This window comes from Pantoea sp. RG18 (genome assembly GCF_025910075.1).
Lineage (GTDB): Bacteria > Pseudomonadota > Gammaproteobacteria > Enterobacterales > Enterobacteriaceae > Pantoea > Pantoea agglomerans.
This window is the reverse complement of the sequence record NZ_JAPCIL010000006.1, coordinates 35150-60144: the sequence shown is the minus strand read 5'-3', so window position 1 is coordinate 60144 and position 24995 is coordinate 35150. Positions and strand designations below refer to the sequence as shown.

Annotated in this window: 24 protein-coding genes and 1 pseudogene; 18 read left to right on the top strand and 7 right to left on the bottom strand. The window is 56.7% G+C overall.

The window, feature by feature from the left end:
• Window positions 1-84: 84 nt before the first annotated feature.
• The 3 genes from OK409_RS06945 to OK409_RS06935 all read left to right on the top strand — a co-directional run bounded on the left by OK409_RS06945 (window position 85) and on the right by OK409_RS06935 (window position 1260).
• Window positions 85-264, top strand: a complete 180-nt coding sequence (locus OK409_RS06945) for a hypothetical protein (protein ID WP_010246220.1) — start codon at window positions 85-87, stop codon at window positions 262-264.
• A 184-nt stretch (window positions 265-448) separates the two neighbouring features.
• Window positions 449-832, top strand: coding sequence for a hypothetical protein (locus tag OK409_RS06940; protein ID WP_010246217.1), 384 nt, complete (start codon window positions 449-451; stop codon window positions 830-832).
• Window positions 833-846: 14 nt separating this feature from the next.
• The gene (locus OK409_RS06935; RefSeq protein ID WP_010669877.1) at window positions 847-1260 is read left to right on the top strand and encodes a GNAT family N-acetyltransferase; all 414 of its coding nucleotides are present in this window, start codon (window positions 847-849) and stop codon (window positions 1258-1260) included.
• Here the strand turns inward: OK409_RS06935 and OK409_RS06930 are convergent, their stop codons facing one another.
• Both OK409_RS06930 and ldcA read right to left on the bottom strand, forming a co-directional pair.
• Entirely contained in the window at window positions 1261-1923 is a 663-nt protein-coding gene (locus OK409_RS06930) for an MBL fold metallo-hydrolase (RefSeq protein WP_010246210.1), read from the bottom strand. It abuts the gene before it with no gap.
• Window positions 1924-1945: 22 nt separating this feature from the next.
• Entirely contained in the window at window positions 1946-2869 is a 924-nt protein-coding gene (gene ldcA / locus OK409_RS06925; RefSeq protein WP_010669878.1) for a muramoyltetrapeptide carboxypeptidase, read from the bottom strand.
• Between the two features lie 164 nt (window positions 2870-3033).
• Between ldcA and emtA the strand changes: the two genes are divergently transcribed.
• Complete coding sequence (emtA, locus tag OK409_RS06920; protein WP_010246204.1) at window positions 3034-3663, top strand: membrane-bound lytic murein transglycosylase EmtA; 630 nt, start codon at window positions 3034-3036, stop codon at window positions 3661-3663.
• Here the strand turns inward: emtA and OK409_RS06915 are convergent.
• On the bottom strand, window positions 3656-4630 hold the full coding sequence (locus tag OK409_RS06915) for a sugar-binding transcriptional regulator (RefSeq protein ID WP_033779397.1): 975 nt from the start codon (window positions 4628-4630) through the stop codon (window positions 3656-3658). The genes emtA and OK409_RS06915 overlap by 8 nt on opposite strands.
• 183 nt (window positions 4631-4813) lie before the next feature.
• On the opposite strand from OK409_RS06915, the gene OK409_RS06910 reads away from it, so the two are divergent.
• The 8 genes from OK409_RS06910 (at window position 4814) to OK409_RS06875 (ending at window position 13866) form a co-directional block, all read left to right on the top strand.
• Window positions 4814-5755, top strand: coding sequence for a D-ribose ABC transporter substrate-binding protein (locus OK409_RS06910; protein WP_010246199.1), 942 nt, complete (start codon window positions 4814-4816; stop codon window positions 5753-5755).
• 2 nt (window positions 5756-5757) lie between these two features.
• Window positions 5758-6357 (top strand): DUF2291 family protein, encoded by a 600-nt coding sequence (locus OK409_RS06905; protein ID WP_033771476.1) that lies wholly within the window; start codon window positions 5758-5760, stop codon window positions 6355-6357.
• Window positions 6357-7871: a sugar ABC transporter ATP-binding protein gene (locus OK409_RS06900; RefSeq protein ID WP_022625834.1), complete on the top strand. Its 1515-nt coding sequence runs from the start codon at window positions 6357-6359 to the stop codon at window positions 7869-7871. The genes OK409_RS06905 and OK409_RS06900 overlap by 1 nt, the downstream gene beginning before the upstream one ends.
• A 2-nt stretch (window positions 7872-7873) precedes the next feature.
• Window positions 7874-8980, top strand: coding sequence for an ABC transporter permease (locus OK409_RS06895; protein ID WP_010246189.1), 1107 nt, complete (start codon window positions 7874-7876; stop codon window positions 8978-8980).
• Window positions 8981-9169: 189 nt separating this feature from the next.
• A complete protein-coding gene (locus tag OK409_RS06890) occupies window positions 9170-10000 on the top strand; it encodes a transketolase (protein WP_010246187.1) in 831 nt (276 codons plus the stop codon).
• Window positions 9993-10937 carry a transketolase family protein gene (locus OK409_RS06885; RefSeq protein WP_010246183.1) on the top strand — a complete coding sequence of 315 codons (945 nt, stop codon included), beginning with the start codon at window positions 9993-9995 and terminating at the stop codon, window positions 10935-10937. The genes OK409_RS06890 and OK409_RS06885 overlap by 8 nt, the downstream gene beginning before the upstream one ends.
• Before the next feature lie 2 nt (window positions 10938-10939).
• A complete protein-coding gene (locus OK409_RS06880) occupies window positions 10940-12427 on the top strand; it encodes an FGGY family carbohydrate kinase (RefSeq protein WP_158131790.1) in 1488 nt (495 codons plus the stop codon).
• A gap of 20 nt (window positions 12428-12447) precedes the next feature.
• Window positions 12448-13866, top strand: coding sequence for an L-fucose/L-arabinose isomerase family protein (locus tag OK409_RS06875; protein WP_061901553.1), 1419 nt, complete (start codon window positions 12448-12450; stop codon window positions 13864-13866).
• A gap of 111 nt (window positions 13867-13977) precedes the next feature.
• Here OK409_RS06875 and OK409_RS06870 read toward each other — a convergent pair whose 3' ends face one another.
• Window positions 13978-15108, bottom strand: a complete 1131-nt coding sequence (locus tag OK409_RS06870) for a mechanosensitive ion channel family protein (RefSeq protein ID WP_031592912.1) — start codon at window positions 15106-15108, stop codon at window positions 13978-13980.
• A gap of 96 nt (window positions 15109-15204) precedes the next feature.
• Entirely contained in the window at window positions 15205-15939 is a 735-nt protein-coding gene (locus OK409_RS06865; protein ID WP_264366919.1) for a flagellar brake protein, read from the bottom strand.
• Between the two features lie 210 nt (window positions 15940-16149).
• On the opposite strand from OK409_RS06865, the gene OK409_RS06860 reads away from it, so the two are divergent.
• On the top strand, window positions 16150-16398 hold the full coding sequence (locus OK409_RS06860; protein ID WP_010246168.1) for a GlsB/YeaQ/YmgE family stress response membrane protein: 249 nt from the start codon (window positions 16150-16152) through the stop codon (window positions 16396-16398).
• 67 nt (window positions 16399-16465) lie between these two features.
• Here the strand turns inward: OK409_RS06860 and OK409_RS06855 are convergent, their stop codons facing one another.
• Both OK409_RS06855 and treA read right to left on the bottom strand, forming a co-directional pair.
• The gene (locus tag OK409_RS06855) at window positions 16466-18565 is read right to left on the bottom strand and encodes a TonB-dependent siderophore receptor (RefSeq protein ID WP_089414305.1); all 2100 of its coding nucleotides are present in this window, start codon (window positions 18563-18565) and stop codon (window positions 16466-16468) included.
• 191 nt (window positions 18566-18756) lie between these two features.
• Window positions 18757-20442 (bottom strand): alpha,alpha-trehalase TreA, encoded by a 1686-nt coding sequence (gene treA, locus OK409_RS06850; RefSeq protein ID WP_010669886.1) that lies wholly within the window; start codon window positions 20440-20442, stop codon window positions 18757-18759.
• Window positions 20443-20652: 210 nt separating this feature from the next.
• Here treA and ghrA point away from each other — a divergent pair, with 210 nt between their 5' ends.
• The 5 genes and pseudogenes from ghrA to OK409_RS06825 all read left to right on the top strand — a co-directional run bounded on the left by ghrA (window position 20653) and on the right by OK409_RS06825 (window position 24925).
• Window positions 20653-21594 carry a glyoxylate/hydroxypyruvate reductase GhrA gene (gene ghrA / locus OK409_RS06845; RefSeq protein ID WP_264366918.1) on the top strand — a complete coding sequence of 314 codons (942 nt, stop codon included), beginning with the start codon at window positions 20653-20655 and terminating at the stop codon, window positions 21592-21594.
• A 39-nt stretch (window positions 21595-21633) separates the two neighbouring features.
• Entirely contained in the window at window positions 21634-22371 is a 738-nt protein-coding gene (locus tag OK409_RS06840; RefSeq protein ID WP_264366917.1) for a phosphatase, read from the top strand.
• A gap of 604 nt (window positions 22372-22975) precedes the next feature.
• Window positions 22976-23671, top strand: coding sequence for a hypothetical protein (locus OK409_RS06835; protein ID WP_064691199.1), 696 nt, complete (start codon window positions 22976-22978; stop codon window positions 23669-23671).
• A gap of 465 nt (window positions 23672-24136) precedes the next feature.
• Window positions 24137-24331: pseudogene (locus tag OK409_RS06830) on the top strand (phosphatase); the annotation flags it as partial.
• A gap of 27 nt (window positions 24332-24358) precedes the next feature.
• Entirely contained in the window at window positions 24359-24925 is a 567-nt protein-coding gene (locus tag OK409_RS06825) for a molecular chaperone (protein ID WP_245116678.1), read from the top strand.
• Window positions 24926-24995 lie beyond the last annotated feature (70 nt).

Here is a 24995-nt window from a genome sequence, read left to right as displayed (position 1 = left end):
GAATGTAAAAGGGTGACTTTGCTTATCAATAAACGTTATTCTTGGCTCCTTTGCGCACCACTTAGGCAAACTCAGGGATAAATGATGAACGAAGAAGAAGCAAGTCTAATGATTATTCGCCATGCGATTGACCAGTTAGAAGCCGATAAGAAGCAACAGGTGATCGCTTGTTCAGCGGATATACGTGCAGCAATGCAGGCTTATGATAGCGAGAATGCCGGGCTGGCACTGATGTTAGTGGCCGCCGAGGTAGCAGCCGAATAATCATATCCGGTCAGTGTGGCAGCCTGTTACGCTGGCCGGATTACTTTATTTTTTCTCAACTTTCAGATTTCTTCGCACGCCGATTCTATCTTTCAATGGTCTTGCTGCGGGTTGCCCCGCGTCCCTTCTCCGTCCTGTGATGTGTTAAGCTAAAAAACCTCAATAAAATCAGCGGAGAAACAGCATGAAGGCAGCATTAATTGCCCTGGGCCTGCTGGCCTGTCACATCGCACCCGCCTGGAGCGAGACGGAATTTCAGCTTAACTGTCCCGGCCGGACAACCATGACCGTTTCGCGTGCCGAATATGGGTTAACCACGTTAATGTGGCCGCCGGGGCATTTCCAGATTGCTGCCGGTCAGCAGCGTACCCGTTTAGAGGCGGGTGATAAGGTGGCGATTACCCGCTTTCGCAATGGCGATCAGCTGATTGTGAACCAGCGCAGCCAGGCGACCTTTTTTGTCTACCGCGACAGCGATAAACTGCTGCCCTGCAGCCGCAGCGAAAAACGCGATGTTGATGCGTTGAGCCTGGAGCGCTACGACGATCGTCAGCACTCCGACACTTAACCCACGGAGCCACTATGCAACCCGAGATTACCGACAAGGTCACGACGCAGGATCTGGATGAAGTCAGGCTGGGTCTGACTGCGTTCAACAGCAAATATATTAATATTGATGAGATCAGATCGATCGGCGTGTTTATTCGTGATGACCAGGGCAGAAAGCTGGCCGGACTGACCGGATCAACCGCCGGAAACTGGCTGCGGATTGATATGCTGTGGGTGAGTGAGGCGCTACGCGGGCAGGGGGCGGGCAGTAAGCTGATGCAGGCGGCAGAGCAGGAGGCGCGGGATCGCGGCTGCCGCTTTGCCCAGGTGGATACCGCCAGTTTTCAGGCGCGACCATTTTATGAAAAGCTCGGCTATACGCTGCGCTTTAGCCTGGATAACTATCCGCGGCATCATCAGCGCCACTATCTGACGAAAGCCCTGTAATCAGAATAATGGTTGCTGACGCAAATCCAGCGGATGCTGTTCTGCTTCATCAATCGCGGCCAGCCAGCTCTGCAGCGTAACTTTTTTCCAGGAGAGATGCCCGCGCGTGGTACTCATCAGCACCACGTCGGGACGCAGGGAGCGGTAAAATTCCAGCGTCTGGCTCAGCTCAGCCGGATTACTGTCCGGCACCAGCACCGTGATCCAGCGGTCATGCGAACGTGTCACGGTATCGCCAACAAACAGATAGGTCAGCCCCAGCGGCGAGGTGTAGAGATAGCTGCAACTGCCCGGTGTGTGTCCTGGCGTTGGCAGCAGATGGAAATCCCCGAAGTGCGTCTCCTGCTGCGAAAAGGTGTCATCAGGCTCAGCAAAACGGCTGATGGGGCCCAGCGATCGGCTATGGCAGTAAAGTGCGCTGCTGAAGCGCTGCTGGATCAGTGCCGCACCGGGCGCGGATTCATGCCAGTGGGTGAGGTAGTGGCGGATCACGCCGCCGGTATCGGCCATGACTTCATGATCGAGCGGATTTTCTACGCGGCCAATCAACAGATTGCCGCGCGGGTGACGCAGCATAAAGCCATGCATCATCAGGTCATTAACGGCATCTTCCACCGGAAATTCCGGGGTTGAGATCCACAAATCGTCATACAACGGCTTCAATGTCGATCTCCTGAAACAAACGCTATTCCCGCAGGACGGGATGCCCGGTCGCCTGCAAACGGGCGTGGCCCTGGCTGACCGCTAATCGTGCGCTGGCACCCAAAGGCAGTGTTACGGTGTCAGCGGCATGACCAAAATCTAATCCACAAATCAGCGGCAGGCCGGTGGTGTCACGCAGTCGCTGCCAGACGGTGCTGAAGTCAAACCCGTTGTCATATTCCGTCAGGGCTGTACTGGTGAAGCTGCCGGTAACGATCGCCCGCTGTCGCGCCAGAATACCGCTCTGCTGCAGCTGAATCAGCATGCGTTCAATGCGGAACGGATGCTCATTCACATCCTCAATCACCAGAATGCCGTTCTCAAACTGCGGCATCCACGGCGTGCCAATCAGTGAGCAGATCATCGCCAGATTCCCGCCCCACAGCGTACCCTGCCACTCGCCCTCATCAGGCGTTTCGCTTTGCCATGTCACCTCTACTGTAGGTGAAGTCAGTGCCTGCCAGAAGTGGTGAAGGGTAAATTCAGATAAGGTCGCGGCGCCGAAGTTACCGGCCAGCATCGGTGCGCTGAAGGTAATCAGGCCGACCTGCGCCAGCAGTGCCAGCTGAATCGCGGTGAAGTCGCTGTGGCCGCACAGCGCGAGCGGCTGATTCAGCAGACGGCGTTGCAGGCCGATGTAGTCGATGGACTCCAGTAACCGGCTGGCACCATAACCGCCACGCACCGCCAGCACCACATCGGGCAGCGTGCTGAGACTGGCAAGCTGGTTGATATCCGCCAGGCGCTCCGCGTCCGTACCGGCGAAGCGCTGAAAACGGCGGGTGATCACCTGCTCGTTCTCTACCTGATGGCCGGCCGCACGCAGTCGTGCAATGCCCTGCAGCGCCGCAGGCTGATTGTGACAGTAACCGGAGGGGGAGATAAGACGAACTGAACGTGAAATCATCATACTTTCCTGCTGTTAGCGCCTGACTGACGGCGATGATGGCGAAAAGCGCCGCTGAAGTCACGGTACGCGCCGCATTTTCATGCATTTAGGATAAACGGTAATTTTGCTCTCAGGCTGCCTGGGTATGATAGCATTCGCCACAACAGCTACGAGATGAAAAATTGCTGAAAATCCGACACCTTATACTCTCAGCGTTACTCCTGACCGGCTGTGCCAGCGAGCCACCGCACCATGCCGTTAAGCAGCGCAACACGCCATTAACTCAGGCACCGCCGTCCAGCGTCAATGGCACCTGGGCGATGTTTACCGAAGATGCCGCCAGTCATTATGGCGTTGATGAGAAGTTGATCAGCGCCATTATCAGTGTCGAGTCGGGTGGAAATCCGGGGGTGGTGAGCCGTTCAAATGCGGTGGGGCTGATGCAGATTAAAGCTTCGACCGCCGGGCGCGAAGTCTATCGCACGCTGGGCCGTCGTGGTCAGCCGTCGAATGCCGAGTTGCGCGATCCGGCCAAAAATATTGATATCGGCACCGCCTATATCCGCATTCTGCAGAACTCCGCGCTGTCGGGCATCCGCGATCCGCTGACCCTGCGCTATGCCACCATCGTCTCTTATGCCAACGGTGCAGGGGCGTTACTGCGGACTTTCTCCAGCGATCGCGATCGGGCCATTGCGATGATCAATGCCATGTCACCGGATGAGTTCTATCAGCATGTGCAGAACAAGCATCCGGCGGCGCAGGCCCCGCGCTATCTGTGGAAAGTCACCACGGCTTACCGCACTATCTGACCGGTTGTGATGAATCCTGCGGCGTGAGCAGCAGCCGCGCCGTGGGATAGTCGATGATCAGCACCTTGATGTAGCCGCCCAGCAGCGCACCGCGAATCGCCTGCGCTTTTTCTCTTCCGCCTGCCAGCCCGACCACCTGTGGACACTGTTTCACCTGCGCCAGCTCCATACCAATCACCGGATCTTCTTCTGCTTTCAGCACCGGCTGTCCGCAGGCGTCGAAATAGTGCAGACAGATATCGCCTACCGCGCCGCGCGCCGCCAGCGTTTGCAGCATCCTGCCATCGTAGTAGTTGCCCGAATTACGTAACAGCGCCGACGGCTCCAGATCGCCAATGCCGACAATCGCCAGGTCGACCTGCTCAAATTTACTCAGCACCTCGGCGACCTCTGCGTTGGCAGAGAGCCGCTGGCGATCGCTGACCGAATGCTCAATCGACTGCGACGGCAGCAGCCAGGCGGGGCAGTTCAGCAGCGCCGCCAGATTTTGCGTCAGAATCGTCGCCTGCACATTGCCGTTAGCCCCGACGCCACCCAGCAGCTGGATCACCCCTTTGCAGGCGCTGTTGAGCGGATGCAGCGCATCCACCATCGCCCGGATCGTGCCGCTCCATGACGAAATACCAATCAGCTCATCGTTTCGCAGTCGGGTCTCCAGATAGTGAGCGGCCGCCGATCCAATCGCCTGCTTAATCTGCAGCGGCGATGCCTGGTCCGGCACATCCACCACAATCGCCTGCGGCAGGTTATAGGTCTGCTCAATGGCCTTTTCCAGCTCAGGGTAGACGTTGGCTGGTGGCACCACGCTGATCTTGACCACACCTTCTTTCACGCTGCGATTAAGAATGCGTGAGACAAACGACTGCGATAAGGTCAGCGACTGCGCAATCTCTGACTGCTTCAACCCTTCGACATAGTAAAGGGTGGCAATTTTCACCATCAATCGCTGTTCATCCTGTTTTGCCATCGGTTTTTCCCTCTCTGATTCTGCCCGGTATTGTTAACCAGGATGATCAAAATCACAACGCAGGCTAATTTGTGATCGTTTTCGCTTTTTGACGATCGCGCATTGGACGGCACGTCAGCGCGGGCGCATAGTCATTATGCATATAAAATCGCGTGTGAATATATATTCAAACGGAGAAAAATAATGACTCGTCCTCTGATCAAACTGACCCTGCTCGCATCGATGCTCGCCTTTTCAGCGACCGCGCTGGCGGCAGAGCAAGGCCTGCTGGCGATTATCACCCCATCCCATGACAACCCGTTCTTTAAAGCCGAGGCGGAAGGGGCCTTAGCGAAAGCCAAAGAGCTGGGTTACGCCACGCTGGTGGCGTCGCACGATGATGACGTAAACAAGCAAAACCAGCTGATTGAGACCGCGATTGCGCGCAAAGCCAAAGCGATCATTCTTGATAACGCTGGTGCCGACGCCACCGTCGGACCGGTGCAGAAAGCCAAAGATGCCGGGATCCCGACCTTTCTGATTGACCGGGAGATCAACAAAACCGGCATCGCGGTGGCGCAGATCGTCTCTAACAACTATCAGGGGGCGCAGCTGGGCGCGGAGAAATTTGCGAAATTGCTGGGCGGCAAAGGGGACTATGTTGAACTGCTGGGCAAAGAGTCTGACACCAACGCGGGCGTGCGGTCGCAGGGCTATCACGATGTGCTGGATGACTACAGCGACATGAAAATGGTGGCTCAGCAGAGCGCCAACTGGAGCCAGACCGAAGCCTTCAGCCGCATGGAAACCCTGCTGCAGAAACACCCCAACATCGTGGGCGTCATCTCCGGTAACGACACCATGGCGCTGGGTGCCGAAGCCGCGCTGAAAGCCGCCGGGAAAACATCGGTGATCGTGGTGGGCTTTGATGGCAGCGACTACACCCGCGATTCGATCCTCAACAAAGGCAATATTAAAGCGACGGTACTGCAGCCGGGCTGGGATCAGGCGCAGATGGCGGTCACGCAGGCGGATTACTACCTGAAGAACGGCAAAGCGCAGAAACAGGAGAAGCAGCTGATGGACTGCGTGCTGATTGACGACAGCAACGCCGCTAAGTTGAAAAACTTCAACCTGGCGAAATAACCATGAAACGGATGCTGGCGGTATTGACCGGTATGGCGCTACTCAGCGCCTGCACCGTGGTGGATCTGGATGCGGACGGTAAGCCGATCCTGCCGAAGGATCCGCACGCGAAACCCAGCTATACCACCCAGACACCGCAGCAGATTGCGGAAGAGACCTGGCAGCCGCGCGTGATGACCACCGCGAACAGCCATGCGCTGAGCTGGGCCGACATGGAGGCGAAAAGTCAGACGGTCAAACCCGGCGGGCGCGAAAGCGTCTTCGTGCGAGCCGGGGGGACAGCCAGCGCCTTTGATGAGAGTAACCCGCGTGAACGCACGCTGACGCTGATGATTAACGGCAAGCCGGTGGCGGTCAGTGTCGGGCCGGTACTGCGCAGTAACGCTATCCGGGATGCCGCCGGATTCCGTTTCGAAGAGTTTACTAATCAGGTGCAGTACGCCCAGCTGACCCGGGCGCTGAACCGTCACGCGGTGAAGCAACTGCCACCGCTGGATGCCAGCTGGGTCAACCAGCCGGTGCAGGCGCTGCTGGCCGTAACCATCGGGCAGAACAGCGTTGAAGATGTGGTAGCGGTTGAGCTGAAGCGGGGGACGCCCTGATGGACGATGAGATCATTCTGCGGGCCGAACAGATATCGATGCTGTTTCCCGGCACGCTGGCGCTGGATCGCGTCGATTATCGGGTCTGGCGCGGCAAAGTTAACGTCATCATCGGTGAGAATGGGGCGGGAAAATCGACCCTGATGAAAATTCTGGCCGGGGTACAGCAACCCACGGCCGGTTCGCTGTTCCTGAATGGCGAGCCGCTGACGCTGAGCAGCACCCGCGACGCCGCCCGGCACGGCATCGGCATGGTGCACCAGGAGCTGAATCTGTTTGAGAACCTTACGGTGGCTGAAAACCTGTTTCTGGGCCGGGAGATCCAGCGCGGCCTGGCCCCGATCAACGAGGCGGAGCAGGCTCGCCGCACCGCCGCGCTGATGGCGCGCCTGGATCAGCCGATTTCACCCCATGAGCGGGTCGGTAATCTCAAGGTGGGTCAGCAGCAGCTGGTCGAGATTGCCAAAGCGCTGGCGGAAGATGCGGACATCCTGATCCTCGACGAGCCGACCTCGGCGCTGAGCAAAACCGAAGTGGAGATCCTGTTCCGGGTGATTCGCGACCTGACGCAGCAGGGCGTTACCGTGATTTACATCTCCCACCGGCTGGAAGAGCTGATGGCAATTGGCGACGTGATCACCATTCTGCGCGACGGGCGCTTTCAGGCCGAAGCGCCGGTCAGCAGCATCGATGTGCCGTGGATCGTGCGTGAGATGCTGGGCAGTGAACCGGTCACCACCTTCCTGCCGGAAGCGCGTGAGTTTGGCGCGCCGGTGCTGGAGGCGCAGCACATTACCTGCGTCAGCCCCAATGGCAATACCCTGGTGGATGACGTCAGTTTTCAGGTGCGGGCCGGGGAAATTGTCGGGATTTACGGGCTGATGGGCGCAGGCCGCACCGAGCTGTTTGAGTGTCTGCTTGGCAGTCAGCGCCACTATCTGGGCAAGCTGTGGCTCGACAGCAAACCGCTGCCGACCCGTCTGCCCACCGCTGACCGTATCCGCATGGGCATGAGTCTGGTGCCGGAAGATCGCAAACGCGCCGGGATTTTCCCGGTGTCATCGGTCGCCAGTAATCTCACCATCGCCAGCCTGTGGCGGCGTCTGTCGCATCGCTTTGCCATTGCCCATCAGGCGGAGCAGCAGGCGGTAAGCCAGACGGTGGGCAACCTGGCGATCAAAATCTCCTCGCCGGACGTGGCCATTAGCGCGCTGAGTGGTGGCAACCAGCAGAAAGTGGTGATTGGCCGCGCGCTGCTGACCAATCCGCGTCTGCTGCTGCTGGATGAGCCGAGTCGCGGCATTGATGTCGGTGCAAAAGCAGAGGTATTTCGCATGATGGTGGCGCTGTCGCAGCAGGGCATTGCAGTACTGTTCTCCACCTCGGACCTGAAAGAGATTATGGCGGTAGCCGATCGCATCCTGGTGATGTCGGGCGGCAAACTTACGGCTGATCTTCCCCGCGACCAGGCGGAAGAGGCAGCGCTGGTGAAAGCAAGTGCGCAGGGGTTCTGAGCATGAAAAGCAATGACAGCGTCGCGCTGACCACACTTCCGGCTAAGGCGTTCAGTTCACGTGAAAGCATTCTGCTGCTGCTTCTGAAGCTGCGCACTTTTATTGCGCTGATTCTGATCGTCGGCTTCTTCGCCATCACCGTGCCGGACTTTCTCGCCACCGGCAGCCTGGTGATCATGGTGAAACATATCGCCATCAACGCCTTTCTGGCGCTGGGCATCACCTTTGTCATTATCACGGCGGGAATTGACCTGTCGATTGGGGCGACGCTGGGACTGTGCGGCATGATCGCCGGCTGGCTGATTACCAAAGGCATTGTGCTGCCGATGTTTGGCATCGCTATTTTTCCCAGCGTCTGGGTGATTGTGCCGGTGGTGCTGCTGATCGGCGCGCTGATTGGCGCGGGCAACGGCTGGATCATTACCCGCTACAACGTGGCCCCCTTTATCTGCACCCTCGGCACCATGTACATCCTGCGCGGCGCGGCGATGCTTACCTCCGGTGGCGAGACCTTTCCCGGTCTGCAGGGGAATCCGCTACTGGGCAATACCGGTTTCGATCGGATTGGTGCCGGAACCTTTCTCGGGCTGCCTTACGCCATCTGGATGATGGTGGTGCTGGCGCTGGTGATCGCCTACATCGCCCGTCGCCTGCCGTTTGGCCGTCAGGTCTATGCCATCGGAGACAATGAACGTGCCGCTGAACTGTCGGGTGTGAAAACCCGGCAGGTAAAAATTCTGGTCTACACCCTGTCAGGATTCTGCGCGGCGATTGCTGGCATCGTGGTCTCATCGCAACTGGTCGCCAGCCATCCGGCTAACGGCACCGCGTTTGAGATGAATGCCATTGCCGCCGTGGTGCTGGGTGGCACGTCGCTGGCGGGCGGACGCGGCACCATCCTCGGCACGCTGATTGGTGCGTTCGTCATCGGCTTTCTGGCGGATGGCCTGATCATGATGGGTGTCAGTGAATTCTGGCAGATGGTGATCAAAGGCATCGTGATTATCATCGCGGTGATCATCGACCAGACCCAGAGCCGGATGCAGCAGAAGGCGGCCGTGGTGGCTCAGAAAGCGTTAATCGAGGAGGGGACACCGGCAAAACCCTGACGGGGAAGTGCGTGAAACCTGACAGGAGGTGCCGCTGAGTGATTCATGGCAGCGGACGGCCTGCCCGGTTTAATGGGCAGAGTAGTGAACAAAGGGCAGTTTAGTTTATTAGCCCCTTTTTTCAGGCACAAAATTTTTTAACCGACGTGAATATATATTCATAACCGATTTAAAATTCAGAGGTAGTGTATGAATCCTTTCAATCTTCCGGTCGATGACCTTGAGCGCCGGGCGCGGGCAATCCGCCGCCGCATCATCCAGCTTAACGCGGGCAGCCCGGCAGGCGGTCATACCGGCGCTGACCTGTCACAGGTAGAGATCCTCACCGCGCTCTACTTCCGCATTCTGAACTGCGCCCCGGATCGTACAGACGACGATCAGCGTGACATCTATATCCAGTCCAAAGGGCATGCGGTGGGGGGCTATTACTGCGTGCTGGCGGAAGCGGGCTACTTCCCGACCGACTGGCTGGCAACCTATCAGCATGCCGACTCGCATCTGCCCGGCCATCCGGTACGGCAGAAAACGCCGGGCGTTGAGCTGAACACCGGCGCGCTGGGTCACGGCCTGCCGGTGGCGGTGGGCATCGCTATCGCGGCGAAAAAAGATAACAGCCCGCGCCGCATCTTTGTGGTGACCGGCGATGGTGAGCTAGCTGAAGGCAGCAACTGGGAGGCGGCGCTGGTGGCGGCGCATTACGGCCTCGACAACCTGATCATCATCAATGACAAAAACAAGCTGCAACTGGCGGGCGCGACCCGCGACATCATGAACACCGATCCGCTGCCGGAAAAATGGCGCGCCTTCGGGCTGGAGGTCACCGAATGCAACGGCAATGATATGGCGGCGGTGGTCGACACCATTGAAAACCTGCCGAAGAACGGCAAACCGCAGGTGATTGTGGCGCATACCGAGAAGGGATTTGGCGTCTCCTTTATCCAGAGCAAGGCGGAATGGCATCACCGGGTGCCGAAAGGCGAAGAGATCGCACTGGCACTGGAGGAACTGAAAGATGAGTAATGCACAACATTTAGCAAGCGTCATGGTCACGGCCTTTATCGACGCAGTGAATCGCGGTGTGGATCTGGTGCCGGTAGTAGCCGACTCCACGTCGACGGCCAAAATCGCCCCCTTTATCAAGGCGTTTCCCGACCGGCTGATTAACGTCGGCATCGCTGAGCAGACGCTGGTGGGCACGGCGGCCGGTCTGGCGCTGGGCGGCAAGGTCGCAGTGACCTGTAATGCTGCGCCGTTTCTGGTGTCACGCGCCAATGAGCAGGTAAAAGTCGACGTCTGCTACAACAACACCAACGTCAAACTGTTCGGGCTGAATGCCGGGACCAGCTATGGCCCGTTAGCCAGTACCCATCACAGCATTGATGACATTGCGGTGATGCGCGGTTTCGGCAACATCGAGATCTATGCGCCTTCCTGTCCGCTGGAGTGCCGTCAGATCATCGATTACGCCCTTGAGCATGTCGGGCCGGTCTATATCCGTCTGGATGGCAAAGATCTGCCGCAGCTGCACGCGGAAAGCTACCAGTTCAGGCCGGGCGCGATCGACCTGCTGCGTGAAGGCAGCGACATCGCACTGGTGGCGATGGGCTCAACGGTTCACGAGGTGGTTCACGCTGCTGAGCAACTGGCTGAGCAGGGCATTTCAGCCGGTGTGATCGCGGTTCCATCGATTCGACCTTGTGATACCCAACAGCTGCGCAACCTGTTAAATCACTACCCAGCGGTGATTACCGTAGAAGAGCATAACGTTAATGGCGGTGTCGGCAGCCTGGTGGCCGAAGTGCTGGCGGAAGGCGGCTGCGGCATCCCGCTGTTGCGGCTCGGCATTGCTGATGGGGAATATGCAATTGCCGGCGATCGCGCCTCTACCCGCGCCCATCATGGCATTGATGCCAGTAGCGTGGTGAACAGTGCAGCGCGCATCTGCGCAGGAGCATAAACATGGTGGGACCCCTGATTCTGGCGATCGACGAAGGCACTACCAATGCTAAAGCGATTGCGGTTGATCGCGATGGCCGCGTGGTGGCACGCGGCAGCCAGAGCTTAACCCTGCAACACCCGCAGCCGGGACTGGCTGAGCAGGACCCTGTGGCGATCTGGCAGGCGGTAAAAGAGGCCATTACCCATTGCCTGGCAGCCTGTGGTGGCGCGCCTGTCGCGGCAGTGGCGATCAGTAATCAGCGCGAGTCGGTACTGATCTGGCAGCGGCGTGACGGCAAGCCGCTGACGCCGCTGGTGAGCTGGCAGGATCGACGATCCGAGTCACTCTGTCGCGACCTGCGTCAGGCGGGCAAAGCACCTCGCATCACCGGTTTGACCGGCCTGGCCGTTGACCCGATGTTTCCGGCCGCCAAGCTGACCGGGATGCTGGCCGCCATTCCCGACGGCGCGGCGCGGGCGGCGGCGGGTGAGCTCTGTATCGGCACGGTCGACAGCTGGCTAAGCTGGCAGCTCAGCGCGGGCGAGGTATTTATTACCGATCATGCTAACGCCTCCCGTACTCAACTCTACAGCCTGCATCTTAATGACTGGGACGACGAGCTGCTGACGTTGTTTCAGCTGCCGCGCGCCGCGCTGCCGCGCATCACCGCCTCAGCCAGTGAACAGGGCGTGGTCGCGGTGAGTGATATTCCCGGCTTAGCGCCAGGCACGCCGATTCTGGCGCGCATCGGCGACTCTCATGCCGCCTTACAGGCGCAGCGGCGCGGCGAGTCTGAAGTGGTGAAAGCCACCTACGGCACCGGATCTTCACTGATGATGTCCATGGCGACGCCGCTGCTGACGGAAAATGGCCTCAGCACCACCGTAGCCTGGCACGACGGCACGCTGCGTTATGCCTTTGAAGGCAACATTACCCACACCGGTTCCGGTGCCGCCTGGCTGGGCAGAATGCTCGGCGTGCAGGAGCCGCGCGAGCTCACCGCGATGGCGCAGCGCTGCGACGATAATCAGGGCATCTATTTTGTCCCGGCGCTCTCTGGCCTGGGCGCGCCCTGGTGGGATCTGCAGGCGCGCGGCATGGTGTGCGGATTGACGGATGCCGCCACACCCGCCGTGCTGGCGCGGGTGGCGCTGGAGTCGATCGTCTGGCAAATCGCCGACGTCTTTTTTGCCATGGAGCAGGCCAGCGGCCAGCAGCTTCCGGCGCTCTGTGTGGATGGCAGCGCCACCGAAAATAGCTGGCTGATGCAGTTACAGGCGGATGTGTTACAGCGGCCGTTGCAGCGGGTGCCTACCGCCGAGGTCTCCGCGCTGGGCGCGGCACTGCTGGCAGGCAAAGTGCTGGGATGGTGGCAGCAGGGCAGTGATATGCAGGCGCTGCAGGGCGGCAGCGTCATCATGCCGCGTGAAGAGCACGCGCAGCGTATGCAGGAAAACTATAAAGGCTGGATTGACGCCGTTGCACGCTGTCGTTATCAGCCACATTAATCCTTATCCGGAGCAGAGCCATGTCAACACTTCCTCAGCAGTTAACCTTCGGCGTCATTATTGGCAACCGGGGTTTTTTTCCCAGCTATCTGGTGGGCGAGGCGCGCCAGCAGGCGGTCGCGCTGTTTGAAAAGATGAACATTAATACGGTGATGCTGGATGAGAACCAGACCAACCTGGGCGGCGTCGAGACGCGTCAGGAGGCGAAAACCTGTGCCGCGCTGTTTCGTCAGCACCGCGAAGCGATTCACGGCATTGTGGTGCTGCTGCCTAACTTTGGTGATGAAAAAGCCATCGCGGAAGCGCTGCGTCTCGCCGGGCTGAATGTGCCGGTGCTGGTGCAGGCCGAAGAGGACAATCTGGATAAAATGGGACTGGCGACCCGCCGCGACAGCTTCTGCGGCAAAATTTCACTCTGCAACAACCTGCGGCAATATGGCATCCCGTTTACGCTGACCCGTCAGCACGTCTGCGCCCTGAGCGGCGACGTGTTTATGCAGGATCTGCAGCGGTTCAGCCAGCTCTGTCGGGTGGTGAATGCTATGCGGCGGGTACGCGTCGGGGCGATTGGTGCCCGGCCCGCCGGATTCAACACCGTGCGCTACAGCGAAAAGCTGCTGGAGAAGATGGGCATCGCGGTGGAGACCCTGGATTTATCGGAGATCTTTACCCGCACCAACCGGCTGCGCGATGACGATATCCGCGTGGCAGAGAAGCGTGAAATCCTGGAGGCCAACGCTGATGCGCGCGGTATTCCGGGTGAAAAACTGGTGACTATGGCCAAACTGTTTGTGGTGATCAGCGAGTGGATCAGCGACAACGATATCGATACCACCGCCATTCAGTGCTGGACGTCGTTGCAGGAGAATCTGGGCATTAACGTCTGCTCAATCATGAGTGTGATGTCGGGCCAGCTGATGCCCAGCGCCTGCGAAGTGGATGTGATGGGGGCGCTGTCGATGTATGCGCTCGCCAGTTGCTCGCTGAACCCCGCCTCGCTGGCAGACTGGAACAACAACTTTGGCGACGAGCGGGACAAATGTGTGCTGTTTCACTGCGGTAATTTCGCCAGCGCCAGCCTGGAGTCAGCGACCATGGGCACGGCGGATATCATCGGCACCACCGTGGGCAAAGAGAACACCTGTGGCGCAGTGCATGGCCGCATGAAGCAGGGCGATCTGACCTATTTCCGCCTCTCTACCGACGACTTCAGCGGCGAAATCAAAGCCTATGTGGGAGAGGGAATGTCGGTCACCGATCCGCTGGACACGGTAGGTTGCCGTGCGGTGATCCAGGTGCCGCAGCTGGAGACACTGCTGGCGTGGATCTGCCGTAACGGCTTTGAGCATCATGTGGCGATGAACCATTCTGCCACGGCTGGTGTGCTGCAGGAAGCGTTCAGTGAGTATCTCGGCGTGAGCTGCTACCGGCATCAGTAAGCGGTAAGGCGGAACGGCTGAATGCAAGGGATGAAGCAGCCGGTGCGGTCACGATTCCGCCCGCACCGGCTTGTATGCGCGCCACGCCTGAAAAGAAAGGCGGGCACTGGTTTAGCGCGCCATTCTGCGCACCTCGTCATCATCATTCTGTACCGCAACCAGATCCACCGGTGGCAGATTGCCGCCGCTGAACTCCACCTGACGAATCGGGAAGGCGAAGCGGATATTTCGCTCTTCCAGTGCTGCCATCAGTTGCAGGTTAATCTCCTGCTGTATATCCATGTACTTATTGTAATCCGCATCCAGCACAAAATAGACCACTTCGAAGGTCAGTTTTGAATCCTCAAAGGCCAGGAAGTGGGCGCGGTCAAAACGGGTGGTCTCAACGCCCTGGATAATCTCTTTCACCAGCGGGCTGATCTCCCGGACCTGCTCTGACGGCGTGGCATAGCTGATACCAAACTTAAAGACGATGCGGCGCTGCTGCATGCGCTTATAGTTGTGGATCGTCTGCTGCAACAGAATGGTATTTGAGCAGACAATCTGCTCGCCACTCAGGCTGCGCAGTCGGGTGGTTTTCAGGCCGATATGCTCAATGGAACCGGCAATGTCACCAAAGACAATAAAATCGCCATGCTCAAACGGCTTATCAAAGCCTATTGCCAGCGAAGCAAACACATCGCTCAGTACGGTCTGAATCGCCAGCGCAATCGCAATACCTCCGACTCCCAGGCTGGCGACCAGTGCGGTAATGTTGATGCCCATGTTCGACAGAATGGCCAGGAACATCATGATCCAGACCACCACCCGCAGCAGAATCCCGAGGATCACCGTAGTGACCGGGTTGCGCACGTGCAGCGGGTCACGCAGCAGACTTTTCAGCCATAGCCGGATGCCACAGTCGAGCCACAGAGCGAGCTGCACAATCAGCGCCAGGAACCAGCCGTGCGCGATGGTTACACTCCACGACGCGGGCAGATCGACAAACTTCAGGGCAATCAGCAGCGAAAAGATCAGCAGCAGGGTCTGGCTGGTACTGCGCAATATCTCCACCAGAATCGCAGTGGCGCGAACATGACGATGTTCGCTGTAAAGGGCAATCCGGTTGGAGATAAAGCGAATCAGAGTACGTAATATCCAGTAAATCACCAGCGTGGACACCACCACGATGGCGCTGTTTAGCCAGAGTTCCTGATTAAAAAAGAGGGAGTGAAAACGACGTGAAGAGAGCCAGTTTTCCATTGGGGAGGGTCTCCTTGCTGGGTTCCGGTTTAAAAGAAAACAAGCAAGAAGCATAGCCTGGATGCGGCCCACCTGTGTGGCGCATCCGTAAAGCGGTTACTGGAATCGGGTCGATTTATCGCGCGCCAGGCGCTCAAGGGCAAAAATAATCTGCTGAAGCTGCCGCTCCTGCGCCGGGTTCAGCGTGGCAAAACGAAAGCTCAGTCGCGGTGTGATGCGGGTTTCATTTTTGCCGGTCACCACGCTGCGCTCGCCAATGCTCAGCAGCTTTACCGGCACGTCAAAATGGCCATACTCGCCCAGCTCGACCCGGAACGGGTTGAAACTGTCACCGTCCTGCAACCCGTCCGGCAGCGCTTCATCGACCAGCACGCCGATACCGCCCAGCGACAGATCCTGCAGACGCAGGCGCGTTTTCCTGCCATCGGGCCACACGGTATAGCACCAGAACTGCGGCTCCAGCGGAGCGCAGACCCGGAAAAACTCACGTCGCTGGATCTGCCACAGCAGGTCTGGCAGCGGCGCGCTGAAAGCGGGTAACCCTTCAAACTCCACGATTTCCAGCGCGGCGAGGCTGAATTCCACCTTAGCGCCGTAGGTTTCCGCAGTGATACTGAGATCGTCGCTGGTCAGGGCATAATCGTTATCCAGATTATTACTGCCGAGGTCAAACAGCATGCGATCTTCATCGGCAGCCAGCATCCGGCTGATAAACTGCCCACGCGGAAAGCGCACCAGTAATGGCGTCTGCAATCGCAGCAGATCTTTCATAACGCCAAGAACCGCCAGCGTGCCACGTTTTAGATATTGTTCCTGGTCGGCTTCTTTCACGTCCTGCTCCACAAGGGGGGTTACTTTATTGATGCGGTTTTTTTGCCTCGTCTCGGTTATCGGCGCGGCAAAAAAAAGCTTTAGCATGCTATTCATCAATAATAACTGTGAGCAGGCAGGCATTTTTTGAAAAGCTGGTTATACTTATCGCGGTAAACCGCTTGATTAATCAGGCGTTCACGATTTAATCAAAAAAGGAAGGAGCAACAGATGGGTATTATTTCCTGGGTCGTCTTTGGCTTAATCGCGGGTATTCTGGCGAAGTGGATTATGCCGGGTAAAGACGGTGGCGGTTTCATTCTGACTATCGTTCTGGGTATTATCGGTGCAGTAGTGGGTGGCTGGATCAGTACGCTGTTTGGCTTCGGCCGCGTCGATGGGTTTAACTTCGGAAGTTTCGTGGTCGCTGTTATCGGTGCCATCGTGGTGCTGTTCATCTACCGCAAAGTACGCAGTTGACCGTAAAGGTTTAAACGAAAAAGGGGACGAAGCGATTCGTCCCCTTTTTTTATCTCTTATTTTGCTATCAGAAGTCGTAACCGACTGTCGCCATCACGCTGCGTTCTGCGCCCCAGTAGCAGAAGCCCGTACCGTAACAGCCCGCTACATAGGTGCGGTCGGTCAGATTATTGGCGTTGACCTGCACCCAGGCACCTTTCAGGCTGCTGTTCCAGACGCCGAGATCGGCCCGCACTGACGCATCAAACAGCGTCACCGACGGCACACGGGTGGTGTTTTCATTGTCCGCCCACTGTTTGCCGATGTAACGCACGCCCGCACCCGCACTCAGACCGTAATCAAACTGATAGTGACCCCAGAGTGCAGCCATGCTGTTGGGTGTGACATATGGCGTATGTCCGTCGTTGCCATCCACCGACTCTTTAAAGCGCAGATGATTCAGCGTATAGCTCGCCACGGTGCTCAGACGCGGGGTTAACTGATTACGCGCTTCCAGCTCAATGCCCTGTGAATGCACTTTGCCCGAAGGGGTAAAGAACGGCGTCGGTGCTTCCCGGTTCGCCACATCTTTCTGCGTCAGGTCATAGACCGCAACGCTATAGAGATCGCGGGTGCCGACCGGCTGATATTTCACCCCGGCTTCATACTGCTCCGCGGTGGTGGGCTTCAGCAGGTTATTGTTGGAATCGGTGAGCGCGGTCGGGGTAATTGCCTGGCTCCAGCTCACATAAGGCGAGATGCCGTTGTCGAAGGCATAGAGCAGCGCAGCGCGGCCGCTGATGTGATCATCCTGACGACGCTCATTGCCGCTGTTATTGGCGACGATGCGGTCATAACGACCGGAGAGATCCAGATGCCAGCGATCCAGCTTCATCTCATCCTGCAGATAGAGGCCGGTCTGATAGTAGCGACGGGTTTTATCTGCCCAGGTGTAATCCGGCATGTCGCCTACCTGCTCGCCGGTCAGGGCATTGAGCTGACTGGCTGAACCGCCCGCCGCGTTGATCTCATTTTTGTAACGATGATACTCGGCACCCAGGGTGACGCGGTGCTCCAGTTCACCGGTGTCGAACTCCGCCTGTAAGCGGTTATCGGTGGACCAGGCAGAGAGCGACGAGCGCTCACCGGAGTAAGAACGGTTCAGCAGGTCGGGATTATTTTCATCCCAGCCAACCTGATAGACCTGATCGAGATCGACATTCGAGTGGCTGTAGCTGCCGGTCGAGTAAAATGACCAGACGTCGTTGAAGCGATGGGCGAAATCGAAGCTGTAGATCTGCTCGCGACGCTTGAACTGATCGAGATCGCTGTTGCCCTCATAAAAGCCGTTGCTCAGCTTGTAGCCGTTGTGTTCGGTGAGGCTGCCGTCACCCGGTACCGAACCGTGATAACCGCCCGACGGATCCTTCTGCAGATAGGCTTTCAGGATTAGATGTGTATCTTCGTCCGGCTGCCACATCAGCTGCGGCATCAGTGCATATTTCTCTTCGCGGGTGTGATCGTACTGGGTATCGCTGTTGCGGGTCACGCCGGTCAGGCGAAACGCCCACTGATCGTTGATGGCATTGGTATAGTCAAACATCGTGCCGGTGGTGGCGTTGCTGCCCGCCTGCAACTGGATGTGACCCTCTTCGCTGAACTGAGGACGCTTGGTGACCATGTTCACCAGTCCGCCCGGCACCGTCTGACCATAGAGCGCAGAAGAGGGGCCTTTGATCACGTCGATGCGCTCAAGGAAGGCGTTATCGACCTGCAATACATTGTAACTGCCACCGTCGCTCATCAGTCGCATGCCGTCGAGGAAGGTATTATCGGTATCGCCGCCATGGAAGCCGCGTAGCGAAATAGTGTCGTAACGCGTCGCGGCACCCCCAAAGTTGGTGAAGACGCCGGAACTATAGCCCAGCGCCTGATTCAGGGTCAGCGCGCCCTGATCCTGCATCTGCTGACGGGTGACCACGGAAATCGATTGCGGCGTGGTGATGAGCGGACGATCGCTTTTGGTTGCGCCCTGGCTGGTCGTCGCCAGATAGCCCTGGGTCGGCGAGGTCGAATCTTCCTGCGGTTGCGCGGTTACCACCATATCGGCAGCATAACTCAGAGCAGGCGCGGTCAGCGCCAGGGTGCATAGGGGAACATAACCTTTCAGCGACAATGACAGTTTCATCAAAATTCCTTTCTTGGCAAAGGTTCAGGCAGGTGAATAAAAGCTTTGATAGGCAATCTCATTATCATAATGAGAATTATTACCTTTTGTAAATTGGCTGCAATTTTGCCTGTTGATGAAAGAAGGTCAAGTAAAATTCGCGGAAATGAAGTGGGGATACCCCCGGCAAGGCCAGAGGTATCCAGAGTGGATTAAGGTTGTGAGGCAGACGCCTGCGGAATATCGTGGGCGCTGTTACAGGTTTTATCTTTCGGGCAGTACTTATCCAGCAGTTTCAGCGTGACGCCGTTGGTCCAGCCGAAGCCATCCTGCAGCGGATATTCACCGCCACCGCCGCCGCCGAGATTTTTGCCATCAACGACATATTTCTCCACCAGCTTATGCTCACGGTCATAGGTGTTCTGAACGTTTTGCAGGAAGCGTAATCCCACCTCTTTCGCCAGTTTTGGCTGGTTGTAGTGCTCCAGACCTTCCACAGCAACCCACTGCAGCGGTGCCCAGCCATTGGGTGCATCCCACTGCTGACCGTTGTTCACGGTGGTGGTCACCAGACCACCAGGTTTCAGCAGCTGTTTTTCTACCGCGCTGGCGGTGCTTTCAGCCTGCTTATCGCTGGCGACCTGCAGATAGAGCGGGAACAGCGCGGCAGCAGTCAGCTGAGGATGGACCTGCTTTTTCTGCCAGTCATAATCGGCGTACCAGTTCTGTTTGCTGTCCCACAGATAGCGGTTGATCGCCGCCTGGCGCTTCTCCGCGCGATCGGCAAACTGCTTCGCCAGATCGCTCTGCTTGTTCATCTGATAGCCTTTCGACAGGGTCTGCTCCAGATGGAACAGCAGGCTGTTGAGGTCAACCGGGGCCAGCTGCGTGGTACGAATTGTCGACAGGTTATGCGCGTCGGTAAACCAGCGCGAACTGAAATCCCAGCCCGACGCCGCACCGGAACGCAGCTCACGGTAGAGTTCGGCTTTATTCCTCTGCGGCGCTTTCTGGGCGGTGGCAATGTCATCCATCCAGGATTCTGTACGTGGCACGTCGCGCGCATCCCAGTAGCGGTTGAGCAGGCTGCCGTCCGCCAGCTTAATCACGCGCTTGCTGGCTGCGCCCGCCGCGACTTTATCGCTGTCTGCCATCCAGTAGTCATACTCTTTCTGCAGCTGCGGCAGATAACGGGTATAGGCTTTGCCGTTATCGTGCGTCGCCAGCAGATCGACCATCAGGCTGAAGAACGGCGGCTGTGACCGGCTCAGATAGTAGCTGCGGTTGCCGTTGGGAATGTGGCCATAGCGGTCGAGCAGCGAGGCGAAGTTATCCACCATATCCTGCACTTTATCCCAGTGCCCGCTCTCGGCCAGCCCCAGCATGGTGAAGTAGCTGTCCCAGTAATAGACTTCGCGGAAGCGCCCGCCTGGCACCACATAGGGTTTGGGCAACGGCAGCAGCGAGTCATACTGACCGGCGCTGCTGGTGGTGCGCGTCAGCACCGGCCACAGGCCATCAATGTGGTCACGCAGGTTTTGTCCGGCTGGCGGCACATATTTGTCACCGGCCGCGGGCAGGGTAAAGTTGGCATCCACAAAACGCTTAAGATCGAAATTGCGCTGTTTCTTCTGCATCTGCCAGTCGGCAAGAATTGAGGCGGGATCGAATTTCGGCACCGCATCCGCAAAGGTCTTTTGATCGGGATAGAACTTCGCCTGTTGCACGGCATTAAACAGCGGTCCTAAACGAACGTCAGGCGGCTGCGGCTGATTATTCAGCATGCGACTGTTGTCGTCGGCCTGGGCAGTGAAGGCGGGTACGCTCAGCAGCAACGTGAGCAGAAAGGGCGCATAACGCTGACGCCGTGGAGCGGCGTTTACCTCAATTTTTGTCATCGGTTTTTCTCCTTGTCCGAAACGCGGCCGCGCGTAACGCATTGACCACAGGACCAACTTTAGACCTTATCTGACCACTTCACCCTGAAGCGAGCCGGAAATGTGAAGCCACGGGAATTATTTTTATGGAAAAAACCGCTTTATTACGCTGGTTTTTTCTTGCTCTCACCACGCTTTTCCCTGACGCTGAAAGAAAAAAAGGAGAGCAGGATGGAGATCATCTGGTATCACCCGTCGCAGTCTGCAGCGGCCTGGATTAACGGTTTACAACAGCGTCTGCCCCAGGCGCGGGTGCGTGCCTGGCAGCCAGGCGATAAGGGTCCGGCTGATTACGCGCTGGTCCGTTCGCCCCCCACAGAAATGCTGCAGGGACGCGCCACCCTGCGCGGCGTCTTTGCGCTGGGGGCAGGCGTGGACGAGATTCTGAAACAGCTGCAGCAGAACCCTGAGATGCTGCCCGACAGCGTGCCACTGTACCGGCTGGAAGATACCGGCATGGCGCGGCAGATGCAGGAGTATGCGGTTCACAACGTACTGAGCTGGTTCCGCCGTTTTGACGACTACCGTCTCCAGCAGCAGCAACAGTGCTGGCAGCCACTGCCCGCTTACACGCGTGAAAACTTTACTATCGGCATCCTGGGGGCGGGCGTGCTGGGCCAGAGTGTGGCGGAAAGCCTTAAACCCTGGGGATTCCCGTTACGCGTCTGGAGCCGCTCGCCCAAAGCGATCGATGGCGTGACCAGCTTTGCCGGTCGCGATGCATTGCCTGCCTTTCTGCAGGAGACGCGGGTGGTGATCAACCTGCTGCCGAGCACGCAAGAAACCATTAATCTTATCGACCACCACTTTTTACAGCAGCTGCCGCACGGCGCTTTCTTCCTCAACATCGCGCGTGGCGCGCAGGTGGTGGAAGAAGATCTGCTGGCCGCGCTCAATAGCGGGCAGCTGAAAGCGGCGGCGCTGGATGTCTTTCAGGTTGAACCGCTGCCCGAAGCGCATCCGCTCTGGTCACATCCGCGCGTCACGATCACGCCCCATAATGCGGCGGTAACCTTGATCGACGAAGCTATCGGCTACATCGCTCGCGCCATCACCCAGGACCAGGCAGGCGAGCCGCCGCAGGGCAGGGTGGATCGTCAGCGCGGCTATTAATGAACCGGCCCCGTCAGGGGCAATCAGCAGGAGAAGAGGATGTATCCGGTAGATCTGCATATGCACACCATCGCCAGCACGCATGCTTACAGCACGCTGCACGACTACGTGACTCAGGCGAAGCAAACCGGCATGAAACTGTTTGCTATTACCGATCACGGCCCCGACATGGCCGACGCGCCGCACTACTGGCACTTCATTAATATGCGCGTCTGGCCGCGCGTGATCGATGGCGTGGGTATTCTGCGCGGTATCGAAGCCAATATTAAAAATCAGCAGGGCGAAATCGACTGTTCCGGCCCGATGCTCGATGCGCTGGATTTGATCGTCGCCGGTTTTCACGAGCCGGTTTATGCGCCGCGCGACCGGAAACATCACACGGATGCGATGATCGCTGCGATGGCGGGCGGGCTGGTCCATATCATCAGTCATCCAGGCAACCCGAAATTCCCGGTCGATATCCCGGCTATCGCCGAGGCAGCCGCGTACTACGATGTGGCGCTGGAGCTGAACAACTCCTCCTTTACCCATTCGCGTCCGGGCAGTGAACCGAACTGCCGGGCTATCGCCGCCGCCGTGCGCGATGCCGGTGGACGGCTGGCATTTGGCTCCGATTCCCACACCGCGTTTACGCTGGGTCACTTCGATCACTGCCTGCGCATCGCCCGCGAGGTGGATTTTCCTGAGGATCGGGTGTTAAATGTCACGCCGCGTCGCCTGCTCGACTTTCTGGAGCTGCGCAGCGGCAAACATATTGCTGAACTGGCTGACTTTTAGCGCCATGCCAGGTAAGCAACACGCTCACCATGATGAAAATCCCCGCTTTTATCTGCGGGGATATAATGACTGAGGCGAGTATTTTACCGTAACGTGTTCTCTTATCAGCCCGGAAAGGGCGTGTGGCAAGACCTGAAGCTTAAAGCTGAGAGAGCACTTAATAACTGAAAAATGGTCTCAATCGTTCGGGTTAGCAATGTCAACGGGGCGGTTCGTCCGGGCGGGTAATGGCGTAAACTTTAAGTTCTACTCTGCTCTTTATTGATCGCGTTAGATTAAAGCGTAGAATTACCACGCCTGGTAACGCGCTTTACTAATTTAATAGTTAACCATGCTAATAGCAAAGCTGAAATTATTATTGCTATGAATAATGCATTCGCTGTTGAAGGGAAAATTTGAAATGGATTTACGATTTCACCGAGCTTCATGTAAGCATCTTCCGAAAGGGTTCTGAAGATGATTTCCGGGATCACTATAAGATAAAATAGAGTAAATACGGTGTATAAAGCCAGCCACTTGATCCTTTTCATAAGCCATTCTCTTTGCATACCTTTCACTTCAGTATACAATCGTTGCATAAGGAATTCTACACAAAGGGATGAGTATGAGCATGTCTTATCTTAAGATTAAACTTCAGGCAGAGCGAACCATTGCGCTTAACTTTGAGAAGGCACTTGCTGAGTTACATCAAACAATGCTTGATACAGGAAGGGGGATTGTGTCTGGCGCTCAACGTGCAAGCGGCTATGGTTCATGCTTTTTTGATGACTACAAGGATGTTTGTAATCAACTTAAGCAGGAAGATTTGCGATACCTGAAGCAACTCAGAATGCTGTTTACCCGGCAGGACGTGGTTTTAGAGATGGTAGAAATATACTTCAGAAAAAAACTGAGCCGTATTGGTGATACAGGCATCCAGAACATACAGAGACTGTTAGCTGAAAAAGCGTCTGATTATGCTTCTGGTAAATTCTCTAAACTTGCTATAGCACAGTTAATCGCGCTCGTTATTACACAATCCCGGGATTTCAAACAGTCACATATTAATGTAATTAATGCTACAAGTTCGTATGCCGTAACCGCTTTTAAATTTTATGGTAAGTTTGAGATTGCCACAAAAGCAGCAAGAAAATTACGCTTCGATGATGCGGAGTATTACTTCGACTTATATAATGCTAATTTAGAAATGTTCTATTATTTGATTGAGCCGGAAATGTCTAAAATAATCTATTTGAAAAATTCAGGTTCCACTAGCGAAGAGCAGATTTTAAATCTACTAAACAAGATTTTAATAAAATGAAGGCGATCCTTCGCTGGCTATATGCCTGGGTAAGTCAATCCTTCTTTGGACTTATACCACCAGCGGCCGGTCTGGTCGGGGCCATTTTTTTTGTAAGCGTTTTTCCTACATATGGTCTGCTGTTCGCTTTTCTATGGATCCTTTTAATTATTTATTTTTGTGGAAAATATTTTCGCTATTACTAGTGGAGGTAAGCCCCCGTAGGAAAAGTGCTTTTTATTTTATTCTATTTTTTTATGAAAATTTACGAGTTTGATTAGCCTGTTATTGCATATCTTCATTCCGCCTGGCTAATAGTTCATCAGAATCAGAAGTTGCTGGATGATGTATTCTGAAGTTTTCTATGCAAAATTAACCAGTTGCTTTAAGATTTTTTCTGAAGTATGAACTCACTTTCTGGCTGAGATAGCCAGGTGTAAGGGTGGATTACTCAGAGTCCCGGTCATCGCCGTTGTTAAGACCGCCGATGCCGGTGGACGGCTGGCATTTGGCTCCGATTCCCATACGGCGTTTACGCTCGGAAATTTTGAACATTGCCTGCGCATCGCCCGCGAGGTGGATTTTCCTGAGGATCGGGTGTTAAATGTCACGCCGCGTCGCCTGCTCGACTTTCTGGAGCAGCGCAGCGGCAAACATATTGCTGAACTGGCTGACTTTTAATTTACTTGCCTCAAGGAAATCTGACTCATGAATGAGTTTTCCATTCTGTGCCGCGTGATCGGCTCACTGTTTAATCGTCAGCCGCAGGATCCGCTGCTGGTACCGCTGTTTACGCTGCTGCGTGAAGGCAAACTGCAGTCGCAGTGGCCGCTGGAGCAGGATGAGCTGCTGACCCGTCTGCAACAGAACAGCGATCCCCAGGCGCTGGCCGCCGATTACAACGCGCTGTTTGTTGGCAGCGATTGCAACGTGCCGCCGTACGCCTCACAGTGGCCGCAAGGCAAAACGGAGCCAGAAGTGCGTGCATTCCTGACCTCACGCGGAATGCCGCTGAGCGATGCGCCTGCTGATCATTTTGGTGTGCTGATGCTGGCTGCGTCATGGCTGGAAGATCAGTCAGCGGAAGATGAGAGCGCGGCGCAGATGGCGCTGTTTGAAGAGTATCTGCTGCCGTGGTGCGGTGCTTTCCTGGGTAAAGTGGAAGCGCACGCGACCACGGCCTTTTATCGTACTCTTGCCATGCTGAGCCGCGAAGCGATCCAGGCGATGTACAACGAGCTGCTGGATAGCAGCGAAGAGACGCCTGACGCCTGATTCACCACGTCGCCGGGTGCGTACCCGGCGCACAGTGCTGAATCATCTTTCTCAATGGGTTCTGGGGGGG

Bases quoted from the DNA above. Each gene is read 5' to 3' on its own strand.
- OK409_RS06945 (WP_010246220.1), top strand. From the start codon at position 85: ATGAACGAAGAAGAAGCAAGTCTAATGATTATTCGCCATGCGATTGAC.
- OK409_RS06940 (WP_010246217.1), top strand. From the start codon at position 449: ATGAAGGCAGCATTAATTGCCCTGGGCCTGCTGGCCTGTCACATCGCA.
- OK409_RS06935 (WP_010669877.1), top strand. From the start codon at position 847: ATGCAACCCGAGATTACCGACAAGGTCACGACGCAGGATCTGGATGAA.
- ldcA (WP_010669878.1), bottom strand. From the start codon at position 2,869: ATGATTTCACGTTCAGTTCGTCTTATCTCCCCCTCCGGTTACTGTCAC.
- OK409_RS06915 (WP_033779397.1), bottom strand. From the start codon at position 4,630: ATGGCAAAACAGGATGAACAGCGATTGATGGTGAAAATTGCCACCCTT.
- OK409_RS06910 (WP_010246199.1), top strand. From the start codon at position 4,814: ATGACTCGTCCTCTGATCAAACTGACCCTGCTCGCATCGATGCTCGCC.
- OK409_RS06905 (WP_033771476.1), top strand. From the start codon at position 5,758: ATGAAACGGATGCTGGCGGTATTGACCGGTATGGCGCTACTCAGCGCC.
- OK409_RS06900 (WP_022625834.1), top strand. From the start codon at position 6,357: ATGGACGATGAGATCATTCTGCGGGCCGAACAGATATCGATGCTGTTT.
- OK409_RS06895 (WP_010246189.1), top strand. From the start codon at position 7,874: ATGAAAAGCAATGACAGCGTCGCGCTGACCACACTTCCGGCTAAGGCG.
- OK409_RS06890 (WP_010246187.1), top strand. From the start codon at position 9,170: ATGAATCCTTTCAATCTTCCGGTCGATGACCTTGAGCGCCGGGCGCGG.
- OK409_RS06885 (WP_010246183.1), top strand. From the start codon at position 9,993: ATGAGTAATGCACAACATTTAGCAAGCGTCATGGTCACGGCCTTTATC.
- OK409_RS06880 (WP_158131790.1), top strand. From the start codon at position 10,940: ATGGTGGGACCCCTGATTCTGGCGATCGACGAAGGCACTACCAATGCT.
- OK409_RS06875 (WP_061901553.1), top strand. From the start codon at position 12,448: ATGTCAACACTTCCTCAGCAGTTAACCTTCGGCGTCATTATTGGCAAC.
- OK409_RS06870 (WP_031592912.1), bottom strand. From the start codon at position 15,108: ATGGAAAACTGGCTCTCTTCACGTCGTTTTCACTCCCTCTTTTTTAAT.
- OK409_RS06860 (WP_010246168.1), top strand. From the start codon at position 16,150: ATGGGTATTATTTCCTGGGTCGTCTTTGGCTTAATCGCGGGTATTCTG.
- OK409_RS06855 (WP_089414305.1), bottom strand. From the start codon at position 18,565: ATGAAACTGTCATTGTCGCTGAAAGGTTATGTTCCCCTATGCACCCTG.
- treA (WP_010669886.1), bottom strand. From the start codon at position 20,442: ATGACAAAAATTGAGGTAAACGCCGCTCCACGGCGTCAGCGTTATGCG.
- ghrA (WP_264366918.1), top strand. From the start codon at position 20,653: ATGGAGATCATCTGGTATCACCCGTCGCAGTCTGCAGCGGCCTGGATT.
- OK409_RS06840 (WP_264366917.1), top strand. From the start codon at position 21,634: ATGTATCCGGTAGATCTGCATATGCACACCATCGCCAGCACGCATGCT.
- OK409_RS06835 (WP_064691199.1), top strand. From the start codon at position 22,976: ATGAGCATGTCTTATCTTAAGATTAAACTTCAGGCAGAGCGAACCATT.
- OK409_RS06825 (WP_245116678.1), top strand. From the start codon at position 24,359: ATGAATGAGTTTTCCATTCTGTGCCGCGTGATCGGCTCACTGTTTAAT.